The organism is Cellulosimicrobium sp. E-16 (assembly GCF_049913115.1).
Classification (GTDB): Bacteria; Actinomycetota; Actinomycetes; order Actinomycetales; family Cellulomonadaceae; genus Cellulosimicrobium.
Window position 1 is genome coordinate 3,700,307 of sequence record NZ_CP183974.1, and the last position, 23,139, is coordinate 3,723,445.

Annotated in this window: 20 protein-coding genes and 1 riboswitch; of the genes, 8 read left to right on the forward strand and 12 right to left on the reverse strand. The window is 74.2% G+C overall.

Features of this window, described 5'->3' with window-relative positions:
• Positions 1-191 precede the first annotated feature (191 nt).
• The 5 genes from ddaH (at position 192) to ACN9MS_RS16240 (ending at position 5,718) form a co-directional block, all read left to right on the forward strand.
• Positions 192-1,109 carry a dimethylargininase gene (gene ddaH / locus ACN9MS_RS16220; RefSeq protein ID WP_426309486.1) on the forward strand — a complete coding sequence of 306 codons (918 nt, stop codon included), beginning with the start codon at positions 192-194 and terminating at the stop codon, positions 1,107-1,109.
• Positions 1,106-2,365 (forward strand): ornithine--oxo-acid transaminase, encoded by a 1,260-nt coding sequence (gene rocD, locus ACN9MS_RS16225; RefSeq protein ID WP_426309487.1) that lies wholly within the window; start codon positions 1,106-1,108, stop codon positions 2,363-2,365. Before ddaH ends, rocD begins: the two co-directional genes overlap by 4 nt.
• A 10-nt stretch (positions 2,366-2,375) precedes the next feature.
• Positions 2,376-3,674: an aminotransferase class I/II-fold pyridoxal phosphate-dependent enzyme gene (locus ACN9MS_RS16230; RefSeq protein ID WP_426309488.1), complete on the forward strand. Its 1,299-nt coding sequence runs from the start codon at positions 2,376-2,378 to the stop codon at positions 3,672-3,674.
• Positions 3,675-3,865: 191 nt separating this feature from the next.
• A complete protein-coding gene (locus ACN9MS_RS16235) occupies positions 3,866-4,867 on the forward strand; it encodes an ATP-binding cassette domain-containing protein (protein ID WP_426309490.1) in 1,002 nt (333 codons plus the stop codon).
• Entirely contained in the window at positions 4,867-5,718 is an 852-nt protein-coding gene (locus tag ACN9MS_RS16240) for an ABC transporter permease (RefSeq protein WP_426309491.1), read from the forward strand. Before ACN9MS_RS16235 ends, ACN9MS_RS16240 begins: the two co-directional genes overlap by 1 nt.
• A gap of 4 nt (positions 5,719-5,722) precedes the next feature.
• On the opposite strand, the gene ACN9MS_RS16245 is transcribed toward ACN9MS_RS16240, so the two are convergent.
• Positions 5,723-6,286, reverse strand: coding sequence for a TetR/AcrR family transcriptional regulator (locus ACN9MS_RS16245; RefSeq protein ID WP_426309492.1), 564 nt, complete (start codon positions 6,284-6,286; stop codon positions 5,723-5,725).
• A 96-nt stretch (positions 6,287-6,382) separates the two neighbouring features.
• Between ACN9MS_RS16245 and ACN9MS_RS16250 the strand changes: the two genes are divergently transcribed.
• On the forward strand, positions 6,383-6,847 hold the full coding sequence (locus ACN9MS_RS16250; RefSeq protein ID WP_426309493.1) for a hypothetical protein: 465 nt from the start codon (positions 6,383-6,385) through the stop codon (positions 6,845-6,847).
• Here the strand turns inward: ACN9MS_RS16250 and ACN9MS_RS16255 are convergent.
• The 3 genes from ACN9MS_RS16255 to ACN9MS_RS16265 form a co-directional block, all read right to left on the reverse strand.
• Positions 6,792-7,739 (reverse strand): universal stress protein, encoded by a 948-nt coding sequence (locus tag ACN9MS_RS16255; protein WP_426309494.1) that lies wholly within the window; start codon positions 7,737-7,739, stop codon positions 6,792-6,794. The two genes, ACN9MS_RS16250 and ACN9MS_RS16255, sit on opposite strands and share 56 nt — an antisense overlap.
• Positions 7,740-7,926: 187 nt before the next feature.
• Positions 7,927-8,634 carry a C40 family peptidase gene (locus ACN9MS_RS16260; protein ID WP_426309495.1) on the reverse strand — a complete coding sequence of 236 codons (708 nt, stop codon included), beginning with the start codon at positions 8,632-8,634 and terminating at the stop codon, positions 7,927-7,929.
• Positions 8,635-8,726: 92 nt separating this feature from the next.
• Positions 8,727-8,887: riboswitch (cyclic di-AMP (ydaO/yuaA leader) on the reverse strand.
• 167 nt (positions 8,888-9,054) lie between these two features.
• Positions 9,055-9,765 (reverse strand): metal-dependent transcriptional regulator, encoded by a 711-nt coding sequence (locus tag ACN9MS_RS16265; protein ID WP_064315815.1) that lies wholly within the window; start codon positions 9,763-9,765, stop codon positions 9,055-9,057.
• A 249-nt stretch (positions 9,766-10,014) separates the two neighbouring features.
• Between ACN9MS_RS16265 and serC the strand changes: the two genes are divergently transcribed.
• Positions 10,015-11,157 carry a phosphoserine transaminase gene (gene serC, locus ACN9MS_RS16270; protein WP_426309496.1) on the forward strand — a complete coding sequence of 381 codons (1,143 nt, stop codon included), beginning with the start codon at positions 10,015-10,017 and terminating at the stop codon, positions 11,155-11,157.
• Positions 11,158-11,287: 130 nt separating this feature from the next.
• On the opposite strand, the gene ACN9MS_RS16275 is transcribed toward serC, so the two are convergent.
• The 6 genes from ACN9MS_RS16275 to ACN9MS_RS16300 all read right to left on the reverse strand — a co-directional run bounded on the left by ACN9MS_RS16275 (position 11,288) and on the right by ACN9MS_RS16300 (position 18,393).
• Entirely contained in the window at positions 11,288-12,634 is a 1,347-nt protein-coding gene (locus tag ACN9MS_RS16275; protein WP_426309497.1) for an MFS transporter, read from the reverse strand.
• Entirely contained in the window at positions 12,631-13,089 is a 459-nt protein-coding gene (locus ACN9MS_RS16280; protein ID WP_426309498.1) for a MarR family winged helix-turn-helix transcriptional regulator, read from the reverse strand. Before ACN9MS_RS16280 ends, ACN9MS_RS16275 begins: the two co-directional genes overlap by 4 nt.
• An 86-nt stretch (positions 13,090-13,175) precedes the next feature.
• A complete protein-coding gene (gene manA / locus ACN9MS_RS16285; RefSeq protein ID WP_426309499.1) occupies positions 13,176-14,522 on the reverse strand; it encodes a mannose-6-phosphate isomerase, class I in 1,347 nt (448 codons plus the stop codon).
• Positions 14,523-14,531: 9 nt separating this feature from the next.
• Positions 14,532-16,007, reverse strand: a complete 1,476-nt coding sequence (locus ACN9MS_RS16290) for an NCS2 family permease (RefSeq protein WP_426309500.1) — start codon at positions 16,005-16,007, stop codon at positions 14,532-14,534.
• Positions 16,008-16,092: 85 nt separating this feature from the next.
• Positions 16,093-16,839 (reverse strand): hypothetical protein, encoded by a 747-nt coding sequence (locus ACN9MS_RS16295; RefSeq protein ID WP_426309501.1) that lies wholly within the window; start codon positions 16,837-16,839, stop codon positions 16,093-16,095.
• A 39-nt stretch (positions 16,840-16,878) separates the two neighbouring features.
• The gene (locus ACN9MS_RS16300; RefSeq protein WP_426309502.1) at positions 16,879-18,393 is read right to left on the reverse strand and encodes a sugar transferase; all 1,515 of its coding nucleotides are present in this window, start codon (positions 18,391-18,393) and stop codon (positions 16,879-16,881) included.
• A 446-nt stretch (positions 18,394-18,839) separates the two neighbouring features.
• Between ACN9MS_RS16300 and ACN9MS_RS16305 the strand changes: the two genes are divergently transcribed.
• Positions 18,840-19,103 carry a DUF2530 domain-containing protein gene (locus tag ACN9MS_RS16305; RefSeq protein ID WP_141390019.1) on the forward strand — a complete coding sequence of 88 codons (264 nt, stop codon included), beginning with the start codon at positions 18,840-18,842 and terminating at the stop codon, positions 19,101-19,103.
• On the opposite strand, the gene ACN9MS_RS16310 is transcribed toward ACN9MS_RS16305, so the two are convergent.
• Together ACN9MS_RS16310 and ACN9MS_RS16315 are read right to left on the reverse strand one after the other, a co-directional pair.
• On the reverse strand, positions 19,079-22,219 hold the full coding sequence (locus tag ACN9MS_RS16310) for a sacsin N-terminal ATP-binding-like domain-containing protein (protein ID WP_426309503.1): 3,141 nt from the start codon (positions 22,217-22,219) through the stop codon (positions 19,079-19,081). The genes ACN9MS_RS16305 and ACN9MS_RS16310 overlap by 25 nt on opposite strands.
• The gene (locus ACN9MS_RS16315; protein ID WP_426309504.1) at positions 22,216-23,139 is read right to left on the reverse strand and encodes a DUF3027 domain-containing protein; all 924 of its coding nucleotides are present in this window, start codon (positions 23,137-23,139) and stop codon (positions 22,216-22,218) included. The genes ACN9MS_RS16310 and ACN9MS_RS16315 overlap by 4 nt, the downstream gene beginning before the upstream one ends.

Sequence of the window (23,139 nt, forward strand, 5' to 3'; positions counted from 1 at the left end):
TATATCGATAGAATATCGCTGTCAAGACCTTGAGCGAGAGCGCGTCGTCCCAGGACGCGCCCGGGTCGCGGACGTACGCTGGCATCCAGCAGCCAACCGGCAGCCCACCAGCAGCACCGGACGCATCCCCCGTCCGGCCACCACCCGGGCCGCACCACCCCGGCAGGCCCGGCTCACGCGAGGAGGCGGCGATGCGCCCAGGCCAGCCCCGGCACTACCTCATGTGCCGGCCCACGTACTTCACCGTGAGCTACGAGATCAACCCGTGGATGGACCGGCGGACGCCGGTCGACACCCCGCTCGCGGTCGCCCAGTGGGAGCGCCTGCGCGACACCTACCGCGACCTCGGCCACGCCGTCGAGACGATCGACCCCGTCCCGGGTCTGCCGGACATGGTCTACGCCGCCAACGGCGCGACCGTCGTCGACGGCCTCGTCTACTCCGCGCGCTTCACGCACCCCGAGCGCGGGCCCGAGGGGCCCGCCTACCTCAAGTGGTTCGCCGACCACGGCTACGTCACCCACCTCGCCGAGCACGTCAACGAGGGCGAGGGCGACCTCCTCGTCGCGGGCGACGTGGTGCTCGCCGGGACCGGCTTCCGCACCGACCGCGCCGCGCACGCCGAGGCCGCGGCGCTGTGGGGGCGCGAGGTCGTGACGCTCGAGCTCGTCGACCCGCGCTTCTACCACCTCGACACCGCGCTCACCGTGCTGCGCGGGGGCTCCGGCACGGTCGCCGGTTCCCGGGTGCCCGACGGCGGCGCCCACCCCGGCCTCACGGGGCCACCGGCCGTGGACGTCGTCTACTACCCGCCCGCGTTCTCGCCCGCGGCGCAGGAGGTGCTGCGCGAGCGGTACCCCGACGCGCTCCTCGCGACCGAGGAGGACGCCGTCGTCCTCGGCCTCAACGCGGTGAGCGACGGCGCGCACGTCGTGCACGCACCGCGCGCCGAGCGGCTCGCCGCCGCGCTGCGCGAGCGCGGCTACGAGACCCTCCCGGTCGACACGTCCGAGCTGCTGCGCGGGGGCGGCGGCGCCAAGTGCTGCACGCTCGAGATCCGGGAGATCGCTCCCGGATCGCGCACCGCGGCGTCGGGGAGCGCGGCGTGACCGCGCAGGACGTCCGCCCGGTCGCCGGGCCGGCGGACGAGACGCCGCGCGACGCGCTCGCGCACAACTACCACCCGCTGCCCGTGACGGTCGCGACCGCCGAGGGGTCGTGGGTCACCGACGTCGACGGGCGCCGCTACCTCGACTTCCTCGCGGGCTACTCGGCCCTCAACTTCGGGCACCGGCACCCTGCGCTCGTCGCGGCCGCGACCGCGCAGCTCGGGCGGGTGACGCTCACGTCGCGCGCGTTCGACCACGACCTCCTGCACCCGTTCGCCGACGCGCTCGCCGCGCTCGTCGGGCCGCTCACCACCGGCGGGACCGGCTCCCTCGTGCTCCCTATGAACACCGGCGCCGAGGCCGTCGAGACCGCGATCAAGACCGCCCGCAAGTGGGGGTACGAGGTCAAGGGCGTCCGGCCGGGAGAGGCGACGATCGTCGTCGGATCGGGGAACTTCCACGGCCGCACGACGACGATCGTGTCGTTCTCCGACGACGAGGACGCGCGCCGGGGGTTCGACCCGTACACGCCAGGATTCCGGCTCGTGCCGTACGGCGACGTCGACGCCGTCGCCGCCGCGATCGACGACACGACCGTCGCGGTGCTGCTCGAGCCCGTCCAGGGCGAGTCCGGCGTCGTCGTGCCGCCCGCCGACTACTGGCCGCGGCTGCGTGCCCTCACCACCGAGCGCGACGTGCTGCTCGTCGCCGACGAGATCCAGTCCGGCCTGGGGCGCGCCGGCACGACGCTCGCCGTCGAGACGTGGGGCGTGCGCCCCGACCTCGTCACGCTCGGCAAGGCGCTCGGCGGCGGGATCCTGCCCGTGTCGGCGGTCGTGGGGCGCCACGACGTGCTCGAGGTCCTCACGCCCGGGACGCACGGCAGCACGTTCGGCGGCAACCCGCTCGCGTGCGCGGTGGGCCTCGCCGTCGTCGACCTCCTGGCCACCGGCGAGCCGCAGCGCCAGGCGCGCGAGCGCGGCGTGCGGTTCCACGAACGGCTCGCCGGGTTCGTGGACGCGGGACTGCTCGGCGACGTCCGCGGCCTCGGCCTGTGGGCGGGGCTCGACCTCGACCCTGCGCGAGGGACGGGTCGCGACCTGTGCGAGGCGCTGCTCGCGCGCGGCGTCCTCGCCAAGGACACGCACGGCTCGACCATCCGCCTCGCTCCCCCGCTGACCATCTCTGCCGACGACCTCGAGACCGGGCTGTCCGCCCTGGAGGACGCGCTCACGGCGCTCGCGCGGGATCGGTAGAGTCCGCAGGGTGACCACCGCGCAGCCTGAGCCCACCGCCCCTGCCGACGTTCCCACCGCCGGCGCCGCCCCGTCCCTCGACGACCTGCGTCGCGCGTACGCCGACCTGCAGGCCCTGGGGCTGAAGCTGGACCTCACGCGCGGCAAGCCCTCGGCCGAGCAGCTCGACCTCTCCGAGGCCCTGCTCGCGCTCCCGGGCGAGGGCGTGCACACCGACGCCGAGGGCACCGACGTCCGGAACTACGGCGGCCTCGACGGCCTCCGGCAGCTCCGGGAGATCTTCGCCGAGCTCCTCGGCGTGCCCGTCGCGCAGCTGCTCGCGGGCGGCAACGCGAGCCTCACGCTCATGTACGACACGCTCGCGTACGCGACCCTGTTCGGCGTCCCCGGCTCGGAGCGCCCGTGGGGCCGCGAGGAGAAGGTCCGCTGGATCTGCCCCGTGCCCGGCTACGACCGCCACTTCTCGGTGTGCGAGGCCCTCGGCATCGAGATGGTCACCGTGCCGATGAACGCCGACGGCCCGGACGCCGCCGCCGTCGCGGCTCTGGTCGCCGAGGACCCGACGATCAAGGGCATGTGGGTCGTGCCGACCTACGCGAACCCCGACGGGTCGGTCGTCACCGAGGAGGTCGCACGCGCGCTCGTGTCGGTTCCCGCCGCGGCGCCCGACTTCCGCATCCTCTGGGACAACGCGTACGCGCTGCACCACCTCACCGACGACGAGGTCCGCAGCGCCGACGCGATCTCGCTCGCCGCCGAGGCCGGCCACCCCGACCGCGTGATCCTCTACGCCTCGACGTCGAAGATCACGTTCGCCGGCGCCGGCGTCGCGTTCCTCGCGTCGTCGCCCGCGAACGTCGCCTGGTACAAGAAGCACCTGTCCGCCCAGTCCATCGGCCCGGACAAGGTCAACCAGCTCCGCCACGCGCTCTTCTTCGGCGACGCCGACGGCGTGCGCGCGCACATGCGCAAGCACCGCGACATCATCGCCCCCAAGTTCGACGCCGTCACGAGCATCCTCGCCGAGCGCCTCGGCGACGCGGGCGTCGCCTCGTGGACCGAGCCGAAGGGCGGCTACTTCGTCAGCCTCGAGGTCGTGCCTGGCACCGCGTCGCGCGTCGTCGAGCTCGCCCAGGCCGCCGGCATCGCCCTCACGCCCGCCGGCGCCCCGTTCCCCTACGGCAAGGACCCCGAGGACAAGGTCCTCCGCCTCGCGCCGACTCTCCCCCCGATCGAGGAGGTCCGCGTCGCCATGGACGGCGTCGCGACCTGCGTCCTCCTCGCCGCCGCGGAGGCCGCCGCACAGTAGAGGGTTCTCCCCCGCAGCCACACCCCTCTCTGCTCTTGACGAATCGCACTGGTCCTCAGGCACCGGCCCGGCGCAGGATGGAAGACGTGCGCGACCGATGAGTTCTGCCGGCCCCGACGGTCGGTGGGTGGGTGGCCCGGGAAGCCGGGCGGCTCGTCGGCAGCGGCGAACGACCATCCCGCGGAGGGGACATGACCGACACTGCACGCGGCGACCTCGCCGTCGAGGCACGCGGCCTCGTCAAGCACTTCACGACCGGGAAGTCCGTGACCAAGGCGGTCGACGGCATCGACCTGCTCATCCCCGAGGGCACGGTGTTCGGCGTGCTCGGGCCGAACGGCGCGGGCAAGACGACGGCCGTGCGCATGCTCGCGACGCTCCTGCGGCCTGACGCGGGGACGGCGCGCGTGCTGGGCCACGACGTGGTGCACGACGCCGACAAGGTGCGCTCCGTCGTCGGGCTCACGGGGCAGTACGCGTCCGTGGACGAGGACCTCACGGGGACGGAGAACCTCGTGATGCTCGCGCGGCTCTACGGGTTCCTCGGAGGCACGGCGCGCGGGCGCTCGGCCGAGCTCCTGGAGGCGTTCGGCCTCGGCGACGCGGGCGACCGCCAGGTCAAGACGTACTCGGGCGGCATGCGGCGCCGCATCGACCTCGCGGCGAGCCTCGTCATGAGCCCGCGCGTGATCTTCCTCGACGAGCCCACGACGGGCCTCGACCCGCGCAGCCGCAACCAGGTGTGGGACATCGTGCGCGTGCTCGTCGCGGACGGCGCGACGGTCCTGCTGACCACGCAGTACCTGGAGGAGGCGGACCAGCTCGCCGACCGGATCGCCGTGATCGACCACGGCAAGGTCATCGCGGAGGGCACCGCGACGGAGCTCAAGCGCTCCGTGGGCGAGGGCGCGGTCCACGTGCGGCTCGCGGACGCGACCCAGCGCGGCCGGGCGGCGGAGGTCGTGGGCGCCCTGCTCGGCACGGAGATCACGCTCGCGAACGACCCGTACGCGTTCACGGCGCGCGTTCCCGACGACGGCGCGGCCGACGTCGCGCGCATCCTGCCCGCGCTCGGGGACGAGGGCATCGTGGTGCCGGAGTTCACGCTCGGCCAGCCGAGCCTCGACGAGGTGTTCCTCGCCCTGACGGGCCAGCCCATGGAGGACGACGAGACGATCGAGGAGGTGGCCTGATGACCGTCGACCCCACCATCACCGCCGCAGAGCTGCGCGCGCCGGAGGCGAACGCGCTGCGGGCCGCGGTCGCGCTCGAGCGGCGGCCCTCGCGCCCCTCGCCGGTGTCGGCGACCTTCACCTACACGTGGCGCGCGCTGCTCAAGATCAAGCACGTGCCGGAGCAGCTCTTCGACGTCACGGTCTCGCCGATCATCTTCACGCTCATGTTCACGTACCTGTTCGGCGGCGCCCTCGCCGGTGACGTGCAGAGCTACCTGCAGTTCCTCCTGCCGGGCATCCTCGTGCAGGCGGTGCTCTTCACGACGATCTACACCGGCTACACGATGAACACGGACATCAGCAAGGGCGTGTTCGACCGGTTCCGGTCGCTGCCGGTGTGGCGACCCGCACCGATCGTGGGCGCGCTGCTCGGCGACACCGTCCGCTACACGATCGCGTCGGTCGTGACGCTGGCCCTCGGCCTCGTCCTGGGCTTCCGCCCGCCGGGCGGGGTCGTGGGGGTGGTCCTCGGGATCGTGCTGCTGCTCGTGTTCGCGTTCGCCCTGAGCTGGGTGTTCACCGCGCTCGGGCTGGTGCTGCGCTCCCCCAACGCCGTCATGGGCACCTCGATGCTCGTGCTCATGCCGCTGACGTTCGCGTCCAACATCTTCGTCGACCCGTCGACGATGCCCGTCGTGCTGCAGCGGTTCGTCGACGTCAACCCCGTCACGCACCTCGTGACCGCGGTCCGCGGCCTCATGGCGGGCGAGCCGGCGACGGAGGGGATCGTGTGGGTCCTCGTCGCGTCGGTCGTCCTCACCGCGATCCTCGCCCCGATCACGATGCGGCTCTACCGCAACCGCAGCTGACCGGTCATCGGCCGGCGTCCTGCCGCAGCAGGAGCTCGCCCGCGAGGCTCACGGCCTCGCGGGTGGAGCGCCCCGGGTGGTCCGCGACCATGAAGTGCCGCGCCACCGCGAGCGAGAACATCAGGGTGCTGCGGGCCTCGACCTCGTCGGGGTCGTCGACGAAGGTCGCGAAGAGACCGCGCAGGTAGTCCATGCGTCGGTCGTCGACGCGCCGCAGACGCTCGGCGACGGCCTCGTCACGTCGCGCCCACTCGCGCACCGCGAGGTCGAGTCGGTGCTGGTCCGCGACGTGCGAGAGCTGCCCGGCGCGCCGGAGCCGCTCGACCGCGTCGCCGCCCTCGGCCTCCGCCTCTGCGAGCACGGCGTCCGTGCAGCGCCGCTCCCACTCGTCGAGCATCGCCCCCAGGAGAGCCGGGCGGTCGGCAAAGTGCCCGTAGAAGCCCCCCTTCGTGACACCGAGACGGGCCGCGAGGGCCTCGACCCGGACGGCGTCCGGTCCACCCTCGGTGAGCGCGTCGAGGCCGACGTCGACCCAGCGGTGCCGCGGGGTGCGGGTCCGGGCGGGCATGCGTCGCGTCCTCTCGGTCGGGGCGGTCGTGGACGACCGATACATACGGTACCGTACGCATGAACCGTACGGGCCCGTATACATCGGAGGTCGTCCATGATCGAGGCACCGCCGACCGCGCTGAGGACCGCGCGCGTCGCCGCAGGCACGCTCGTCACGCTCGGTACCGGTCACCTGGTGATCGTCTCGGCGGTCGGGCGCGACCGCCTCGCCGCGTGGATCGACGCGGGACTCTGGGCGGCCGTCCCGCTCTTCCCGGGCGCACGGCCGAGCGCCGCGACCCTGAACGACCAGGTGGCGTTCTGGAGCGGCGTCGGAAGCTTCGCCGTGCCGCTCGTCGTGCTGGGCGTCCTGGTCTGGTGGCTCGCCGGCCGGGGCATCGTGCCGCCCGCAGCGGTGGGCTGGTCCCTCGTGGTGTGGTTCGCGCTGGGAGCGGTCCTGCTCGTGCCGTCACCGATGATCGTCGGAGCCCTCGCAGGAGCGCTCCTGGTGGTCACCGACCGGCTCAGCCGTCCTCGGTCGCCGGCGCGTCGTCCTCGCACTTCTTGGTCACGACCATGACCGGGCACGCCGAGTGGTGCAGGACCGCCTGGCTCGTGGAGCCGAGGAGAAGGCCGCGGAAGCCGCCGCGACCGCGGGACCCGACCACGATGAGGTCGGAGGCCGTCGAGAACTCCGTGAGCAGCTCCGCGCCCGTGCCGTCGAGCACGATGCGCTTGATCGTGAGCCCCGGGTGCTCCGCCTCGTGGCGGTCGATGATGACGTTCAGGCCCTCCGTGATGTCCGCGAGGACCTGCTCGTGGTCGATCGACGCAGGCAGCCACGCGAGGAGACCGGCACCGGCACCGACCGGGACGCCGGCGACCGCGACGAGCTCCGCGTCCCAGGCCTGTGCCTGACGGATCGCGTGCCGCAGGGCGATCTCCGCCGAGGGCGACCCGTCGACCCCGACGACGATGCGTCGGAGCGGCTTCACGGCCGGCAGCTCCTGCGGCGCGCCCTCGGAGGCCTTCGCGTCAGAACGGTACGGCACGACGACGGTCGGGCAGTGGGCGTGCGCGGGCAGCGCCGACGACACGGTGCCGAGCAGGCGCTCGGTGAATCCGCCCCGGCCCCGCGTGCCGACGACGACGAGCGAGTGCTCGCGCGACATCTCGACGAGCACGCCCGCGGCGTCCCCCGTCGTCACCGTCGCGGTGGTCCGGACGCCGGCCGCCTCGGACCGCGCCCGGGCCTCCTCGAGAACCGCGCGCGCGCCCTCCTGGATGGCCGAGTCGTCGAGCGCCGCATAGCCGCCGTCGAGCGAGGCCGCCGTGAACGACGGCAAGGAGTAGGTGCAGACGATGTGGAGCGGCCAGCCCACCTGGAGCGCGTACGCCGCGGCCCAGTCCAGGGCGTGCAGGCTCGGCGCCGAGCCGTCCACGCCGACGAGGACGGATTCCGTGCGGGTCATGAGCGACTCTCCTCTCGACGGCCCGGTGCCATCGGACGACCAACCTAGCCGAGACCAGTCCGCTCGTCCGTCTGCCACGAGTCACGAACACGTCAAGAATGCCACGAACCCCGCCTCCTCGCGACGATGCGCGAGGTGACGGGGTTCGTCAGGCCAGTGACCGCTGGGGCCCTGAGAGCGTGGGCGATCAGGCCACGCGGATGAACGTGGGGTTCGACTGCCAGATCTGACGGAACTGGACGGTCTTCCCGGGGCGCGGGGCGTCGATCATCATGTTGTCGCCCGCGTAGATCGCGATGTGGCCCGGCGTCCAGATGAGGTCGCCCGGCTGCGCCTGGTCGCGCGACACCTTGGTGCCGACGGAGCCCTGAGCGCTCGACGTGCGCGGCAGGCTGATGCCGACCTGCGCGTAGACGTAGCTGGTGAAGCCCGAGCAGTCGAAGCCGTCGGGGGTGGTGCCGCCGTAGACGTAGGGGACGCCCACGTAGCGCGCGGCGATCGAGACGATGGTCGAGCCGTAGGCCGAGGCGGGGACGTCGACGGACGCCTCCTGCTGGGCAGGGGCCTCGGACTGCGACTGACGCTCCTGCGAGCGGCTCGTCTGGGTGGTGCGCTCCGGCTCGGGCTCGGGCTCGGGCTCGGGAGCGGGCGTCACGGTGACAGGCGCGGCGGCCTGCTCGATCGTGAACGCCGCGTCGGCCGCGACGGTCACCGCGGGGGCGGCCTCGAGAGCCTGACGGGCCTGCGCCGTGAGGGCGCTGAGGTCGACGGCGTTGAGCTTGCCGGACTCGTTGTCGACGGGGGCGGCGGTCGCCGGGGCGGCGGCACCGATCATCGAGACGATGAGGCCCGAGGACGCGGCGACGACGGCGGTGCGGCGACCGACGGTCGACATCTGGTCCGACGCGGCCTGGGCGATAGAGCTGAGTGGCGTCACGGGACGCCGCGCCGCGCGGTGGCGGGCGCGAGTCGTGCTCACGGTCACTTTGTGCCTCTCCAAGACGCCTGCGAGGTCAGCTGTCGGGTTCGGGTGGAAGAGTCACCCGGCCTGGCGGACCGAGGTCCGTCGGGCTTCACCCCAAGGGCGCTGTCTCCAGCACCCGGAAGTGGGTCCCCCGTCCCTGTCATCGGGTCGTCGTTGGCCTCGTGCGGTGACAGGGTTAGGCGTTCCGCGTGAGGACTCCCCCGGACGTGTCTTCCGATGGAGCAGCACCGACCGTACAGGACGCCTCGGCAAAAGTCACGTTCCCATTACGAATCGATGTGGACGATCGCATCGTCGCAGGTCACGGCTCGTTTGCGGGTGAACGGACGACTAGCCGCGGGCGACGAACAGGTGGCGCGCGACGTCGTCGGGCAGGTCCAGCACGACCTCCGCGCCCTCCCCCTGCACCGTCACGCCGCCGTCGCCGGCCCACCGCACGACGAGCGTCCGGCGCGGCAGCACCTCGGCCTCCGCGAGCCGCGCGAGCAGCTCGACGTCGACCTGGATCGGCTCGGCGATCCGCTGAAGCACGACGCGCACCTCCGCGCCGTCCCGCCCGTGCTCCGCGAGGAGCACCGGGAGCGAGACGACGCCGTCGAGGAAGTCGACCTCCTCGAACTGCTCCCCCAGCTCCGGCAGGCCCGGGATCGGGTTCCCGTACGGGTCGAAGTGCGGGTGGTCGAGCAGCCCGATGAGGCGTTCCTCGACGAGCTCGCTCATGACGTGCTCCCAGCGGCACGCCTCGGTGTGCACGTACTCCCAGTCGAGCTTGATCACGTCGGTGAGCAGCCGCTCCGCGAGCCGGTGCTTGCGCATGACGCGCGTCGCCTTGTCGTGGCCGACGGACGTGAGCTCCAGGTGGCGGTCGCCCGTGACGACCACGAGGCCGTCGCGCTCCATGCGCGCGACCGTCTGCGACACCGTGGGGCCCGAGTGCCCGAGGCGTTCCGCGATGCGTGCGCGCAGCGGGACGATGCCCTCTTCCACGAGCTCGTAGATCGTCTTCAGATACATCTCGGTGGTATCGATCAGATCGGTCACGTCACGCTCCCAGTCGCTCGTCGGCTCGGGGCGCCCGGTCGTCGTCGCCACGGGGCGCCTGCCCGCACCGGCGGGCCGCTGGGGACAGTCTATGGCGAGCCCGTGACCCGGCCCGGGGGCCGCGCGGGAGAACCCGTGGTGCCCGCCCCGACCGGATGCTCCGGCACCCGTGCGCGACGCGACCACCACCGTCGCGCGCGTCCGCGGACGCCGCCCCCGGCCGCCGTGTCACGCGCGTAGGGTGACGGCGTGCCTGATCCCGCCACCGCCCCGATCACGATCCCCTCGGACCTGCTGCCGGCAGACGGCCGCTTCGGCTCCGGGCCGAGCAAGGTCCGCGCCGCGCAGGTCCGCGCGTTGTCCGACGCCGGTGCGTCCCTGCTCGGGACGTCGCACCGCCAGGCGCCGGTCCGCTCGGTCGTGCGCCGTACGCGCGAAGGTCTCGCACAGCTGTTCTCGCTGCCCGACGGCTACGAGGTCGTGCTCGGCAACGGCGGCTCCACGACGTTCTGGGACGTCGCCACGGCCTGCCTCGTGCGCACCAAGGCGCAGCACGCCGCGTTCGGCGAGTTCGGCGCCAAGTTCGCCGCCGCGACGACGGCCGCGCCGTTCCTCGAGACGTCGCAGGTGATCTCGGCACCCGCCGGGTCCGTCGCGCTGCCCGCGCCCGCCGACGACGTCGACGTGCACGCGTGGCCGCACAACGAGACCTCGACCGGCGCCATGGCACCCGTCCGCCGGGTCCCGGGCTCGCGCGAGCGCGGCGCGCTCACGCTCGTCGACGCCACCTCAGGCGCCGGCGCGCTCCCGGTGGACGTCGCGGAGACCGACGTCTACTACTTCGCGCCGCAGAAGGTCTTCGGGTCCGACGGCGGCCTGTGGCTCGCGCTGTGCTCGCCCGACGCGCTCGCGCGCGCGGACGAGGTCGAGTCGAGCGGTACGCGCTGGGTGCCGGAGTCCCTCTCGCTGCGCACGGCGGCGGCGAACTCGCGCCTGGACCAGACGCTCAACACGCCCGCGATCGCGACGCTCGTCATGCTCGCGGAGCAGGTCGAGTGGATCCTCGGCAACGGCGGGCTCCCGTGGGCCGCTGCCCGGTCGGCCGAGTCCGCCGCCCACCTGTACGGCTGGGCCGAGGCCCGCGAGTGGGCGACGCCGTTCGTCGCCGACCCTGCGCAGCGGTCCACCGTCGTCGGCACGGTCGACCTCGACGACGCGATCGACGCGACCGCCGTCGTGGCCGCGCTCCGCGCGAACGGGATCCTCGACGTCTTCCCGTACCGCAAGCTGGGCCGCAACCAGCTCCGCGTGGCGATGTTCCCGGCGATCGAGCCCGACGACGTCCGCGCCCTCACGGCCTGCGTCGACCACGTCGTCAGCCACCTCGCCTGACTCCGGCCGAGCGCGCCCCCACCCCGCGTCGAGCACGGCATGAGGGTCGTCATGACGTCCATGACGACCCTCATGTCGTGCTCGGCGCACGGGGCGAGCCGCGCGCCCCGGTGAGGCGCGAGGCACGGGCTCAGGCGGCGCGGGCCGCCTCCTCGGCGTCCTCGACCCCGAGCCGACGGCGCGTCTCGGCGCGGGCCGACCGGTCCGCCGGGGTGCCCGCGTCGAGGTAGCGCACGACGAGGTGCGGGCGCTGGAGGACGCGATAGCGGACCTCGAGGTGCCAGTTGCGCACCGCCCAGACGGCGGCACCCACGGCGACGAGCCCGGCGGTGATCGACCCGACGCCGATGGCCCAGCGCGGGCCCCACGCCTCGGCGATCCAGCCGACCAGCGGCGACCCGACCGGCGTCGCGCCGAGGAACACGATCATGTAGAGCGACATGACGCGCCCGCGCATGACGGGGTCGACGGACATCTGGATCGTGGAGTTGGCTGCGGTCATCATCGTGAGGGACGCGAGGCCCACCGGGATGCAGGCGATCGCGTAGCTCGGGTACGTCGGCATGAGGGCCATGACGCCCGTCGCGACGGCGAACCCGAACGCGGACCCGATGACGAGCCGGACGCGTGGTCGCTCGCGCCGCGCGGCGAGCAGCGCCCCGGTCAGCGACCCGATGGCGAGGATCGACCCGAGGATCCCGTACTCCCCCGGGCCCTTGCCGAACTCGACCTTCGCCATCATCGCCGACGTGAGCTGGAAGTTGAGCCCGAACGTCGACACGACGCCGACGACGACCATGATGACGATGATGTCGGTGCGCCCGCGCACGTACCGGATGCCCTCGCGGATCTGCCCCTTCTCGCGCGGGGCGCTGGGCAGCACGTGGAGCTCGCGCGTGCGCATGTACATCAGCGCGAGGATCGTCGCCCCGAACGTCACGCCGTTGATGATGAACAGCCAGCCGGAGCCGACGGCCGCGATGAGCAGCCCGGCGACGCCCGGCCCCACGAGGCGCGCGGCGTTGAAGGACGCGCTGTTGAGCCCGACGGCGTTGGACAGCTTGTCGGCCGGGACCATCTCGGCGACGAACGTCTGGCGCACGGGGTTGTCGAACGCGGTGACGACGCCGAGCAGGCCGGCGAACACGTAGACGTGCCAGAGCTCGACGTGCCCGGACAGCACGAGCGCACCCAGGCCGAGCGCGAGGACTCCCATCGCGCCCTGGGTGGCCATGAGGAGCCGGCGGCGCGGGAGCCGGTCGGCGAGCAGGCCCGCCCACGCGGACAGCGCGAGCACGGGGGCGAACTGGAGCGCCGTCACGACGCCCACGGCGATGCCGGAGTTGTCGGTGAGGTCGGTGAGGACGAGCCAGTCCTGCGCGACGCGCTGCATCCAGGTGCCGACGTTCGCGACGAGCGCGGCGCCGAACCAGACGCGGTAGTTGTGGTACTTCAGGGAGGAGAACGTCGCGCTCATCGGGCGGCGATCCGGGTCAACAGCTCACTGGCGCGGGCCAAGGTCTCTCTTTCGTCGGGCGTGAGGGAGGACAGCTGCTGCGTGAGCCACGCGTCCCGGCGGCGGCGGGTCTCCTTGACCTCGCGCACGCCGGCGTCGGTGAGCCGCACGACGACCTGGCGACGGTCGCTCGGGTGCTCGCCCTTCTCGACGAGCCCCATCTCGACGAGGGCGTTGACGGCCCGGGTCATCGACGGCGGCTTGACGCGCTCGTGCTCGGCGAGCTCGCTCGGCGACATCGCGCCGTGCTTGTGCAGCACCGTGAGCACACCGAACCGACCCTCGGGCAGGTCGGCCTCGCCGCGCTGGGCGCGCAGGCGGCGCGAGATGCGCGTGAGCGCCACGCGGAGCTCACCGCCGAGGGTGGCGGGCCGGCACTGGCTCCGGGAGGGGGCAGTGGGGTCCGCAGCAGGCATGATAGTTACCTTAACTCATTACCTAGGGTAAATAAAGAGGCGCACGTCACCCCCGGGCGACGGTGGGGCGAAGGTGCGTGTCCTGATCAGGGCACGTAGGCGACGACGACGCGCCCGTCGCCACGTGCGACGACCGCCCCGGTCGCGTGAGGCACGAAGACCGACTCGCCGCGCGCCAGGCGCGTCTCGGCAGAGCCGTCCCCAGAGCCCCCGACGAGCGTCACGGCGCCCTCGAGGCACAGCACGACGCGCGGACCGGCGTCGGGCAGGGGCACCGCACCCGTGAGCGGCCCCGCACGGAGCGCGAACTCCGCGACCGGGGGGCGGTAGGTGACGAGGCCGGACCCGTCGTCGACGAGGCGCGGCCGTGCGGCCGGGCCGGGCGTGCACGTGGCGCACTCGAGCAGCGCGTCGACGTCGACCAGCTTGCTCGTCAGCCCCGCGCGCAGGACGTTGTCGGAGCTCGCCATGATCTCGACCGCACAGCCGGACAGGTAGGCGTGCACGTGCCCGGAGGGCACGAACATCGACTCCCCCGGCTCGAGCGTGACCCGGTTGAGCATGAGGGAGACGACGGCACCGGGATCGCCCGGGTGCTGCTCGGCGAGCGCGAGCACGGTGGCGTCGGCACGCCGCGACGTGCGCCGCGGGCTTCCGGGCGCCGGGACGGCGCCCCCCTCCGCCCGGGCCCGGACCGACGCGACGGTCCGCGCGAGGTCCGCCGCGACGTCGGGCTCCGACCGGGCATGGAGCGCGAGCGTGAACGCCTCGCGGACGCCGGCCTCGGTCGGGCGGGCGACCAGCGCGGCACGCATGCGGGCGACGAGGTCGCCGTCGAGCCCGTCGAGGAGCTCGAGGATGCGCGCCGGTCGCCGGAAGCCCGACAGGCCCTCGAAGCGCGACACCGCCACGACCATCTCGGGCTTGTGCTGGTCGTCGTGGAAGCTGCGCAGCGGCGAGTCGCGCGCCACGCGCTCCCGGTTCTCGCGGTTGAACCCCTCGCGGGCGCGGTGCGGGTGCGGGTGGACCTGGAGCGAGAGCGCGCGCTCGGCGGCGAGCACCTTGAGGAGGAACGGCAGCCGGGGACCGTACTGGTCGAGCACGCGCTGGCCCAGCGCACCTACCGGGTCCGCGCGCACCAGGTCCGCGAGCGTCGTGCCCGACGCCGTCGCCCCGCCCGGGCGAGGCGCCTCGCCCGGGTGTGCCGCGCCGTCGGGCACGACGCGCGACGGCGCGAGCGGGTGCGCCCCCATCCACAGCTCGGCCGCCGGACGACCGTCCGGCTCCACCCCCAGGAGGTCCTGGATGGCCGACGTCGAGCCCCAGTCGTAGGGCTGGACGGTGTTCTCCAGCCGGTAGAACGCGGGCGGACGAGCGGCGGGGAGGTCGTCGACCGACGCCTTCCCCGACCGCTCGTCCGCCGCGCTCGTCATGGGCCGAGCCTAGAGGCCGAGGGCTTCCCGGATCGGGCCGAGCAGGAAGTACACGAGGAACATCGCCGACGCGACCCACATGAGCGGGTGGATCGCGCGGACCTTGCCGAGCGCGAGCTTGATGACGACGAACGCGAGGAAGCCCGCGCCGATGCCGTCCGCGATCGAGTAGGTGAACGGCATGACGATGATCGTGAGGAAGGCCGGGATCGCGATCTCCACGTTCTTCCAGGAGATGCCGGCGATCTGCGTCATCATGAGGAACCCGACGAACACCAGCGCGGGCGCGGCCGCCTCGTAGGGCACGAGGGCGACGAGCGGCGACAGGAAGGTCGCGAGCAGGAACGCGACGCCGGTGACGACGGACGCGAGGCCGGTGCGCGCACCCTCGCCGGCACCGGTCGTGGACTCGACGAAGCTCGTGTTCGACGACACGGAGCCCGCGCCGCCCGCGGCCGCGGCGAGCGAGTCGACCACGAGGATCGCGCGCGAGCGCGGCGGGACGCCGTCCGCGTCGTTGAGGCGCGCCTCGGCGCCGACGGCGACCATGGTGCCCATCGTGTCGAAGAAGTCCGCGAGCAGGAGCGAGAACACCAGCAGGATCACGGTGACGGTCGCGATGTTCTGGAACGAGCCCAGGAGCGAGAACTGGCCGAGGAGGCCGAAGTCCGGGACCTGGACGACGCCGTCGAACGTGGGCGCGTTGAGGTTGAAGCCGTTCGGGTTGGAGCCGTCGGGCGCCTTGGCGCCGATGTGCAGCGTGTTCTCCAGCACGACGGCGAGCGCGGTCGCCGTGAGGATCGCGACGAGCAGCGCGCCCTTGACCTTGCGGACCCACAGCACGATGGTCAGCACGAGGCCGACCACGAACACGAGGATCGGCCACGTGCCGAGGTTGCCGAGCGCGAGGAGCGTGCCGCTGCCGGCGGTGACGAAGCCCGCGTTGACGAGGCCGATGAGCGCGATGAAGAGGCCGATGCCCACGCTGATGGCCGTCTTCAGCTCGACCGGGACCGCGCGGAAGACCGCCTCCCGGAACCCGGTGAGCACGAGGACGAGGATGATGAGGCCCTCGATGACGACGAGGCCCATCGCGTCCGCCCACGTCACCCCCGGCAGCGACGCGATCGAGTACGCCACGACCGCGTTGAGGCCCAGCCCGGCCGCGAGACCGAGGGGGAAGTTCGCGAAGACGCCCATGGCGATCGTCATGACGCCCGCGACGAGTGCGGTGGCCGCGGCGATCTTGCCGAAGTCGGGCGCGTCGCCGCCGCCGAGGAACTGGCCCGTGCCGTCCTGGACCGTCCCGATGATCAGCGGGTTCAGCACGATGATGTACGCCATCGCGAAGAACGTGACGAGACCACCACGGATCTCGGTGCCGATCGTCGAGCCGCGCTCGGTGATCTTGAAGAAGCGGTCGATCGCGCCGGACGCAGGGGGCGGCGCCTGCTCGTCCTCGCGGACGGAGGTGGGTGTGGACATGGTGAGAATGCTGCCAGAACCCTGTGACCGCGCGGTAACACGTGGGACACGGTCCGGCATCGCCCCCGGGAGGTGTCCGCGCACGTCAGGCGGCGCCGACCGCGGCGAGCGCCGCGACGGGTGTGCTCGACGCCACGTCGGCGTCGTCGTGCCCGCCCTCGCGGAGACCGTCGAGGGCCGCGAGGCGCGGCGTGCCCGCGCCGTGCCCGAGCCCCTCCGCCGTCGCGAGGTCGGTGACGGTCCGGGGAGCGCCGGTCGCGAGCTGCACCGCGTGGAGCGCGTCGAGGATCGCGGCCGCCCGCTCGCCGTCCGGGCCCGCGGGCACCCCGTGGACGAGCCGCGCCGGGCGCAGCAGGTCGACGACGGCGTGCCCGGTGCGGTGCTCGTCGGGCACCCACGCGACCGTCGCCCGCACGCCGTCGGCGAGGAGGGTGGCCGCGAGCCACTCGGCCGTGCCGGCCGGAACCCGGGCGCGCCCGACGACCAGGTCCCCCGGGCCGAGGTGCGGGGCGAGGTCGTCGAGCGCGTCACGGAGCGCCACCACGCGCGAGACGCCGTCGGGGTCGGGATCGGGGCCCGCACCGACGCACAGGACGTGCACGCGCGCCCCGGCGACCGCGGTGCGGTCCGTCGTGGGGCGCAGCCGGCCGCTCACGAGGCCGAGCGCGAGGAGGCGGTGGAGACGCGGCTCAGCGGCGCGGCTCGGTCCCGTGCGGAGCGCGTCGAGCGCGCGGGGATCCGTGTCGTGGAGCACGACCTCGTGGCCCGCCGCCGCGAGGCAGGCCGCGTGCAGGACGCCGCGGCGACCGCATCCCGAGACCGAGACCCGCACGACGCACCTCCCCGCGCCCGACCCTGCACCCCGCCGGCCTCAGTAGGCCCCGGAGCCGGAGAACACCGCGCGCGCCGTGCGCGCGAGGATGAGGAAGTCGCCGAACATCGTCCAGTTCTCGACGTAGTACACGTCGAGGCGGACGCTCTCCTCCCACGACAGGTCCGACCTGCCGCCGACCTGCCACAGGCCCGTGAGACCGGGCTTGACCAGGAGGCGACGCCGCACCTTCTTCTCGTACTTCTGGACCTCGCGCGGCAGCGGCGGCCGCGGCCCGACGAGGCTCATGTCGCCGCGCAGCACGTTGAAGAGCTGCGGGAGCTCGTCGAGCGAGTAGCGGCGCAGCACACGACCGACGCGGGTGACGCGCGGGTCGTCGCGCATCTTGAACAGCGGGCCCGCTCCGTCGTTCTGCTCCTCGAGGTGCTGGACCTCGCGGTCGGCGCCGGCGCGCATCGACCGGAACTTGAACATGGGGAACGTCCGCCCGTTGCGGCCGACGCGCTCCTGACGGAAGAGCACCGGGCCGCGGCTCGTGACCCGGACGGCGAGCGCGACGAGCACGAGCACCGGCAGCGCGACGAGCGTGATGAGCGCGGCGCCGGTCCAGTCGATGACCGACTTCACGGCGAACTTGGGCCCCGTGAACCGGGGCGCGTCCACGTGCAGGAGCGAGACGCTCTCCGCGGGCGTGATGGTGATGCGCGGTCCGGCGACGTCCGCGAGCTCGGCCGTGAGCATGAGGTCGACGCCGTACGGCTCGAGCTCCCAGCCCAGCCGCCGCACGACCTCGGCCGTGATGGCGTCCGAGCCCGACACGGCGACGACGTCCGCGCCGACCCGCGTGGCGACCTCGCCCGCGTGCCGCAGCTCCCCGAGGACCGGGACGCCCCGGATCTCCTCGCCGGCCCCGAACCCGCCCGACGGGACGCACACGCCGACGACGCGGTACCCCGACTCGTCGCGGCCGTTGAGGTCGCGGATGAGGCGCTCGGCCTGGTCGCGGTGGCCGATCGCGAGCACCGCCGAGCGCATGCGCCCGTGGGCCCGCTGGCCGTGCAGCCACTGCCGCCACGCGTAGCGGCCGAGGAGCAGTCCGCCGAGGCCGATCGGGAACGCGAACGCGAGGTACCCGCGCGCCTCCGGGAAGCGGAGGAGGAACGCGAGCACCGCGAGGACGGCGAAGAGCCGCCACGACGCGTCGAAGATCCGGTGGTACTCGGTGGGGCCGCTGCCCATGACCCGCGGGTCGCGCGTCCGGCTCGCGACGAGCGAGATCAACCAGGCAGCGCCGACGAGGAGGCTGAGCACGACGTACGGCACGCGTGTCTCGCGGACGGGCTCGTTGATGAACTGGTCCCAGCGCAGGAAGTAGGCGACGAGCACGGCGACGACGATCACCGCCGTGTCGGTGAGCAGGAGGCGACGCCGGTAGGCGACCTCCCAGCCCTGCGCGGCGAACGCGGCGCGCGCGGCGCGGATCCGGGCCGCGGGTGTCGTGGCGAGAAGGGTGCGCAGGCTCCGCCTGGCGTCCTCGGTGACGCTGTGGGACATGCGTCCACCTCCGGTCGGTTCCACACCCTGCATGGCGACTCATCCTAGGGTTCAGAAACTGCGAGAACGAGAGTTGTCAGGGGGTTTCACCCGGGTGAGAAGACGTTCCGTACCGTCGTGGTCGGAGGCGTCCTGAGGGGCAGGATCCTGCGGATCTCGCGCTGCGCTAGCCGCTCGGAGAAATAGATTGGACGGGTGTCCAGATTCCACGTTCTGCCGTAGGTCCGGATACATCGGACGAAGGTCCCGAAGCGATGCGCGGCCCGGCGCCGACCAGATCCACCTGGACAGGTGACCACATGTGGAGGCCGTAGCGCGGCGCATGCATCCTAGCGTGCCGTTGCGAGTGCTCCCGACGTGTGCTCACACCAGAAGAGGATGTGGCGCAGGTCACGGCTGTGACATCCGGTACGGGTGAAAAACCGCGCCGTGGCTACGATGCCCCTGTGCCCTCGTTCGTCACGCTGCTGCTCCACCCCGACCGCCGACGCCCCGACCCGGCGCCCTGGCGGGTCGACCTGCGCGTCGTGATCCTCGTCGGGATGGGCCTCTGGGCGGTCGCGCTCGTCGTCTGCGCCGTCCTCCTCGCCCTGGGGACCATCTCGCCGCGCGCGGTCACCACGTGCGGCGCCGGCCTCGTCCTCGGCCTCCTCGGGCTCGCGTGGGAGCGCCGGAACCGGACCCGCTACCGCACCTCGTCGGACGACTGAAGGTCGTCCCAGGCCGTCCGCGCCAGCGCCCCCTGCGCCGCTCCCGGGTCGCGGAGCACCTCCTCGAGCACGAACCTCGCGCCGTAGCGTCCCGCCGCGACCGCGAGCCCCGCGGCGAGCCCGGTCGGCCCGGTCGCGTGCACGACGGCGTCCGCTCCCCCGCCACGCTCCACCCACCACGAGACCGCGACCCCGCCCACGCGGAGGTCGTCGTGGCGCTCCCAGGTGCGCGGCACCGGCCCGTCGAGGACCGCGGGCACCACCTCGGGGACGTCGGCACGACGACCTGCGGCGTCCGGGCCGGGGGCGTCGCTCGGGACGATCCCGACGTCCAGGAGGTCCGCGACCTCGGCGACGAGGCCCGGCGGCGCCGGGAGGACCGCGCGGACAGGCGACCACATCGGGTCGGGCGCGACGGCGACGTCGTCCGCGCCGACCACGAGCACCGCGCCGCCGCGCAGCGCGGGTACCCGGTCGGGCGGCGGGTCCAGCCGCTCGCCTCGTCCCGCGAGGACGCCGAGCGCGCGCCAGAGCGTCCGCGCGGCCTGCGCGTCGACGGCCTGCCCGGCGTCGGGCAGGTCGTCCAGCAGCTCGACCCACTCGTCCGGCTCGAGCTCCGCGAGGTCCCGCACGCCGCCCAGCGCGACCAGAGCCTCGTCGTCGAGCCCCGACACCTCCGGCGGAGCCGGGCGCAGGAACGGTGCCCGCCGGGGGCCGGTCCCGAGCGCGAACGCCCCACCGAGCTCCTCGCGCAGCCACCACGCGGTGTACGAGCGCGCCGTCCCGCCGCGACCGCCCTCCGCCCGCACGGGGACGAGCAGCGCCTCGCGCGCGGCAGGGTCCGCGGCGAGGCGCGCGAGGGCGTCGGGCCACGCGTCGTCGGAGACGGCGTCCAGGTCGGCGACCGCGACGACGTCGCCCACGTACGCCTCCGGGCCGAGGACCGTCGTGAGGTACCCGAGGTACCCGCCCCAGTCGGACAGCCACCCCTCCGGCGCGTGCGGGTCCAGGTCCGGCTCGTCGTCGGCCGACGCGGGGGTCAGCACGTCGCGCACGCGCAGCACGTCGAGCCCGTCGGCGGCCCCCGCCGCGCGCAGCACCGGTTCGCCCCAGCGGTCGACGACCGCGGGATCGACGAGGTCGAGCGTGCCGAGCGCGTCCGCGGCCCACGTCCCGGGCAGCGCGCAGCCTCGCACGGGCGCACGGTCGCCGTCGGCCGTCGGGACGGGCAGCTCGCCCCACCAGAACGGCAGCCCCGCCCGCGCCGCGTCCGGCACGTCGCGCACCGCCGCCGCGACCAGCGCGAGCAGCCGCTCGACGTCCGACGTCGGGTCGTCGCCCGCCTCCGCCGCGTCCGACGCCGCGAGGACGCGCTCACGGACGGCCCCGTCGGAGAGCACCGTCCGCAGGTCGGTCACACGCGCCCCGAGGCGTTCCAGCAGCGGGTGCGCCGCGCGCGGGTCGACGACACGCAGCCCGAGGTGGGCCGCGTCGTGAGCGTCCAGCACCCCGCCGCCGGCGTCCGCGGGATCGCCCGACCCGGCGTCCAGGAGGAGGAGGCCGCGGGCGCCGCGCGCGACCTGCCCGCCGAGCAGCGGCACCGGGAGCGCGCCCAGCGCCTCGAGCACCGACCGGTCGGCGGCGTGCGGCGCGAGGGCGTCGTACAGCGCCCGCCAGCGCGCCGGGTCGGCGACGAGCGGGAGGTCGTCCACCACGTCCGCGAGGTCCACGACCTGCGCCCCGAGCGACCGCGCGACCGCGCGGAGCGGACCCGGGACGTCCACCAGGTGCGCCACCCCGAGCTCGGCCCGCACCCGCGCGTCGCCCGCGTCGCCCGCGAGGACCCACGCCTCGGCGGGGGCGATCAGCGAGTGCCGGGCACCGTCGTCCGCGACGTCGTCGTCCGCCCCGGGTGGCTCCTCGGCATCCCGCGCGGGCGGCGCGTCGAGCGGGAGGAGGGGGGTCCGAGCGAGCTCCGCCTCGGCCGACGCCCGCACCTCCGCGTCGACCGCGCTCGCCGGCAGCCCGGTCGGGACGAGGGCGAGCACGTCGGCGCCGCGCGACCGCGCGAGCCCCCCGAGCAGCTCCGCGTACGCGCGCCCCGCCGCGCGCGCGACGTGGGTGGTGACCGGCCCGGGCGGGACGTGCCGGCGCGCCGGGTCCAGCGGGAAGGTCGCCAGGAGGAGCGCGGGGAACGTGAGGCGCTCGTCGGTGGGGGTCGGCGCGTGCAGGACGTCGGTGCGCGCACCGCCGTCGGGCAGCGCCCACGTGACCGCCCACCGCGTCGTCGCGTGCTCCTCGACCGGGCGGTCCGCGAGCAGGGCCGGGTCGATCGCCCCCTCCCGGCGCAGGACGGTCCACCGGTCGGCGACGTCGGCGACCCGGCGCTCCTGGACGTCGTCCTCGGCCACGACGACCTCGGCGAGCGCGGGCAGAGCGAGCAGCAGCGGGTCGTCCACGTCGGCGAGCTCCGCGCGGACGGCGGCGAGCGCGTCGGCGTCGCGCAGCTCGACCTCGACGACCGTGTCGTAGCCCGACGGCACCTCGACGCGAGTCGGGAACGGGAGGCGCAGCACCGGGAGCCGGTCGGCCCGGCGCGCCACCTCGGCGGCGAGGTCGGGGCGGTCGGCGACCACGTCGTCGAGCGCGGCGCGCGTGCGGGCGAGCGAGAGCTCGACGGCACGCTCCCCCGCCCCGACCCGCACCTGGTCGGAGACCGAGCGGACGGCCGCGAAGCCGACCCCGAACCGACCGACCGTGGACGTCCTGCCGTCGGCGTCGCGCGCGCCCCGCCCCGTCGCGGACGCGCGCAGCGCCACGAGCGACGCGACGCCCGGCGCGTCCAGCGGCTCCCCGGTGTTCGCCGCGCGCAGCACCCAGGTCCCGTCAGGTCCCGACGGGGCGTGCAGGCTCAGGCGCAGCCGTCCCGGGACCCCCGCACGGGCCGCCGCGTCCGCGGCGTTCTGCGCGAGCTCGACGACGACCCGCCCCCGGTACGACCCGTGGGCGTGGTCCTCCTCGGTGTTCGCGTCCTCGCGCAGACGCGTCGGCGACGACCGCCACGCCTCCAGGACCGCACGGCGCAGCGCGGCCGTCCCGAAGACGTCGTCCGTCACTCGTGCGGCTCGTCCGCCGCGGGCACTGAGTCGGGCTGAGGGTCCGGCTGCGCGTCGACCGGGGCCTCGTCCGCGTCCGCCGACGAGACCACCGCGGTCGCGGGCTCCGCCGTCGGGGCGACCGACTCGAGCAGCGAGACGATCTCGACGTGCAGCTCGTCGACGAGGGGGTCGGCGGCCGGCCAGTCGCTCCGCTGCGGCTCGACGTCGGTCTCCGAGTGCGCGCCGCAGCCGTGGTCGAGGCTCACGACCTTGCCGTCGTCGGGCGACCACTCGTTCGCGCACACGCCGAACACCTGGCCGAGGCTGCCCCGGAGGGTGACGAGGAAGCCGCACGACCCGCACTCGGCGGCCGACGCGACGGCACCGCGCGCCGTCGGGCCGCGCGAGCCGCGGTACCAGCGCTCGGCCGCCTCGTCCCGGCCCTGCGGGGACAGGACGCGAGCGCGCGCGAGGGCGAGCTCCTCGATCGCGACCGCGTCCTGCTCCTCGTCGCCCGTGGGCACGTAGCCGGGCTCGAGGCGCGGGTCGTCGGCGCGGAACGGGAGCACGTCGCCCGGACCCACGTCGCCCGGGCGCAGGCGCTCGGACCACGGCAGCCACGACGGCGCGAGCAGCGCGCCGTCACCGGGCAGCAGCTCGACCTCGCACACCGTGGCCGTCCGGCCGCGCGGCACGCGCGCGAGGGTGACGGTCCAGTGCCAGCCGCGGTAGCCGCGCATCGTGCACGCGAACCGGTGGGAGATGAGGCGGTCCGCCTCCGCGTACGTGCCGAGGTGCTCCCCGACGTCCTCGGGGCTCTCGGCGACCTCCTGGGCCGCGGCGCGCGCGAGCTCGACCGCGCCCGTGAGCACGGCGTCCCGCGCGGCACGCGCGGACACTCCCCGGGAACGCTCCTCGGCGGCAGCCACGGCGACCAT

Excerpts from the sequence above, each read along its gene's own strand:
- ddaH (WP_426309486.1), top strand. The coding sequence starts at position 192 with ATGCGCCCAGGCCAGCCCCGGCACTACCTCATGTGCCGGCCCACGTAC.
- ACN9MS_RS16235 (WP_426309490.1), top strand. The coding sequence starts at position 3,866 with ATGACCGACACTGCACGCGGCGACCTCGCCGTCGAGGCACGCGGCCTC.
- ACN9MS_RS16240 (WP_426309491.1), top strand. The coding sequence starts at position 4,867 with ATGACCGTCGACCCCACCATCACCGCCGCAGAGCTGCGCGCGCCGGAG.
- ACN9MS_RS16245 (WP_426309492.1), bottom strand. The coding sequence starts at position 6,286 with ATGCCCGCCCGGACCCGCACCCCGCGGCACCGCTGGGTCGACGTCGGC.
- ACN9MS_RS16250 (WP_426309493.1), top strand. The coding sequence starts at position 6,383 with ATGATCGAGGCACCGCCGACCGCGCTGAGGACCGCGCGCGTCGCCGCA.
- ACN9MS_RS16255 (WP_426309494.1), bottom strand. The coding sequence starts at position 7,739 with ATGACCCGCACGGAATCCGTCCTCGTCGGCGTGGACGGCTCGGCGCCG.
- ACN9MS_RS16260 (WP_426309495.1), bottom strand. The coding sequence starts at position 8,634 with ATGTCGACCGTCGGTCGCCGCACCGCCGTCGTCGCCGCGTCCTCGGGC.
- ACN9MS_RS16275 (WP_426309497.1), bottom strand. The coding sequence starts at position 12,634 with ATGAGCGCGACGTTCTCCTCCCTGAAGTACCACAACTACCGCGTCTGG.
- ACN9MS_RS16280 (WP_426309498.1), bottom strand. The coding sequence starts at position 13,089 with ATGCCTGCTGCGGACCCCACTGCCCCCTCCCGGAGCCAGTGCCGGCCC.
- manA (WP_426309499.1), bottom strand. The coding sequence starts at position 14,522 with ATGACGAGCGCGGCGGACGAGCGGTCGGGGAAGGCGTCGGTCGACGAC.
- ACN9MS_RS16290 (WP_426309500.1), bottom strand. The coding sequence starts at position 16,007 with ATGTCCACACCCACCTCCGTCCGCGAGGACGAGCAGGCGCCGCCCCCT.
- ACN9MS_RS16300 (WP_426309502.1), bottom strand. The coding sequence starts at position 18,393 with ATGTCCCACAGCGTCACCGAGGACGCCAGGCGGAGCCTGCGCACCCTT.
- ACN9MS_RS16315 (WP_426309504.1), bottom strand. The coding sequence starts at position 23,139 with ATGGTCGCCGTGGCTGCCGCCGAGGAGCGTTCCCGGGGAGTGTCCGCG.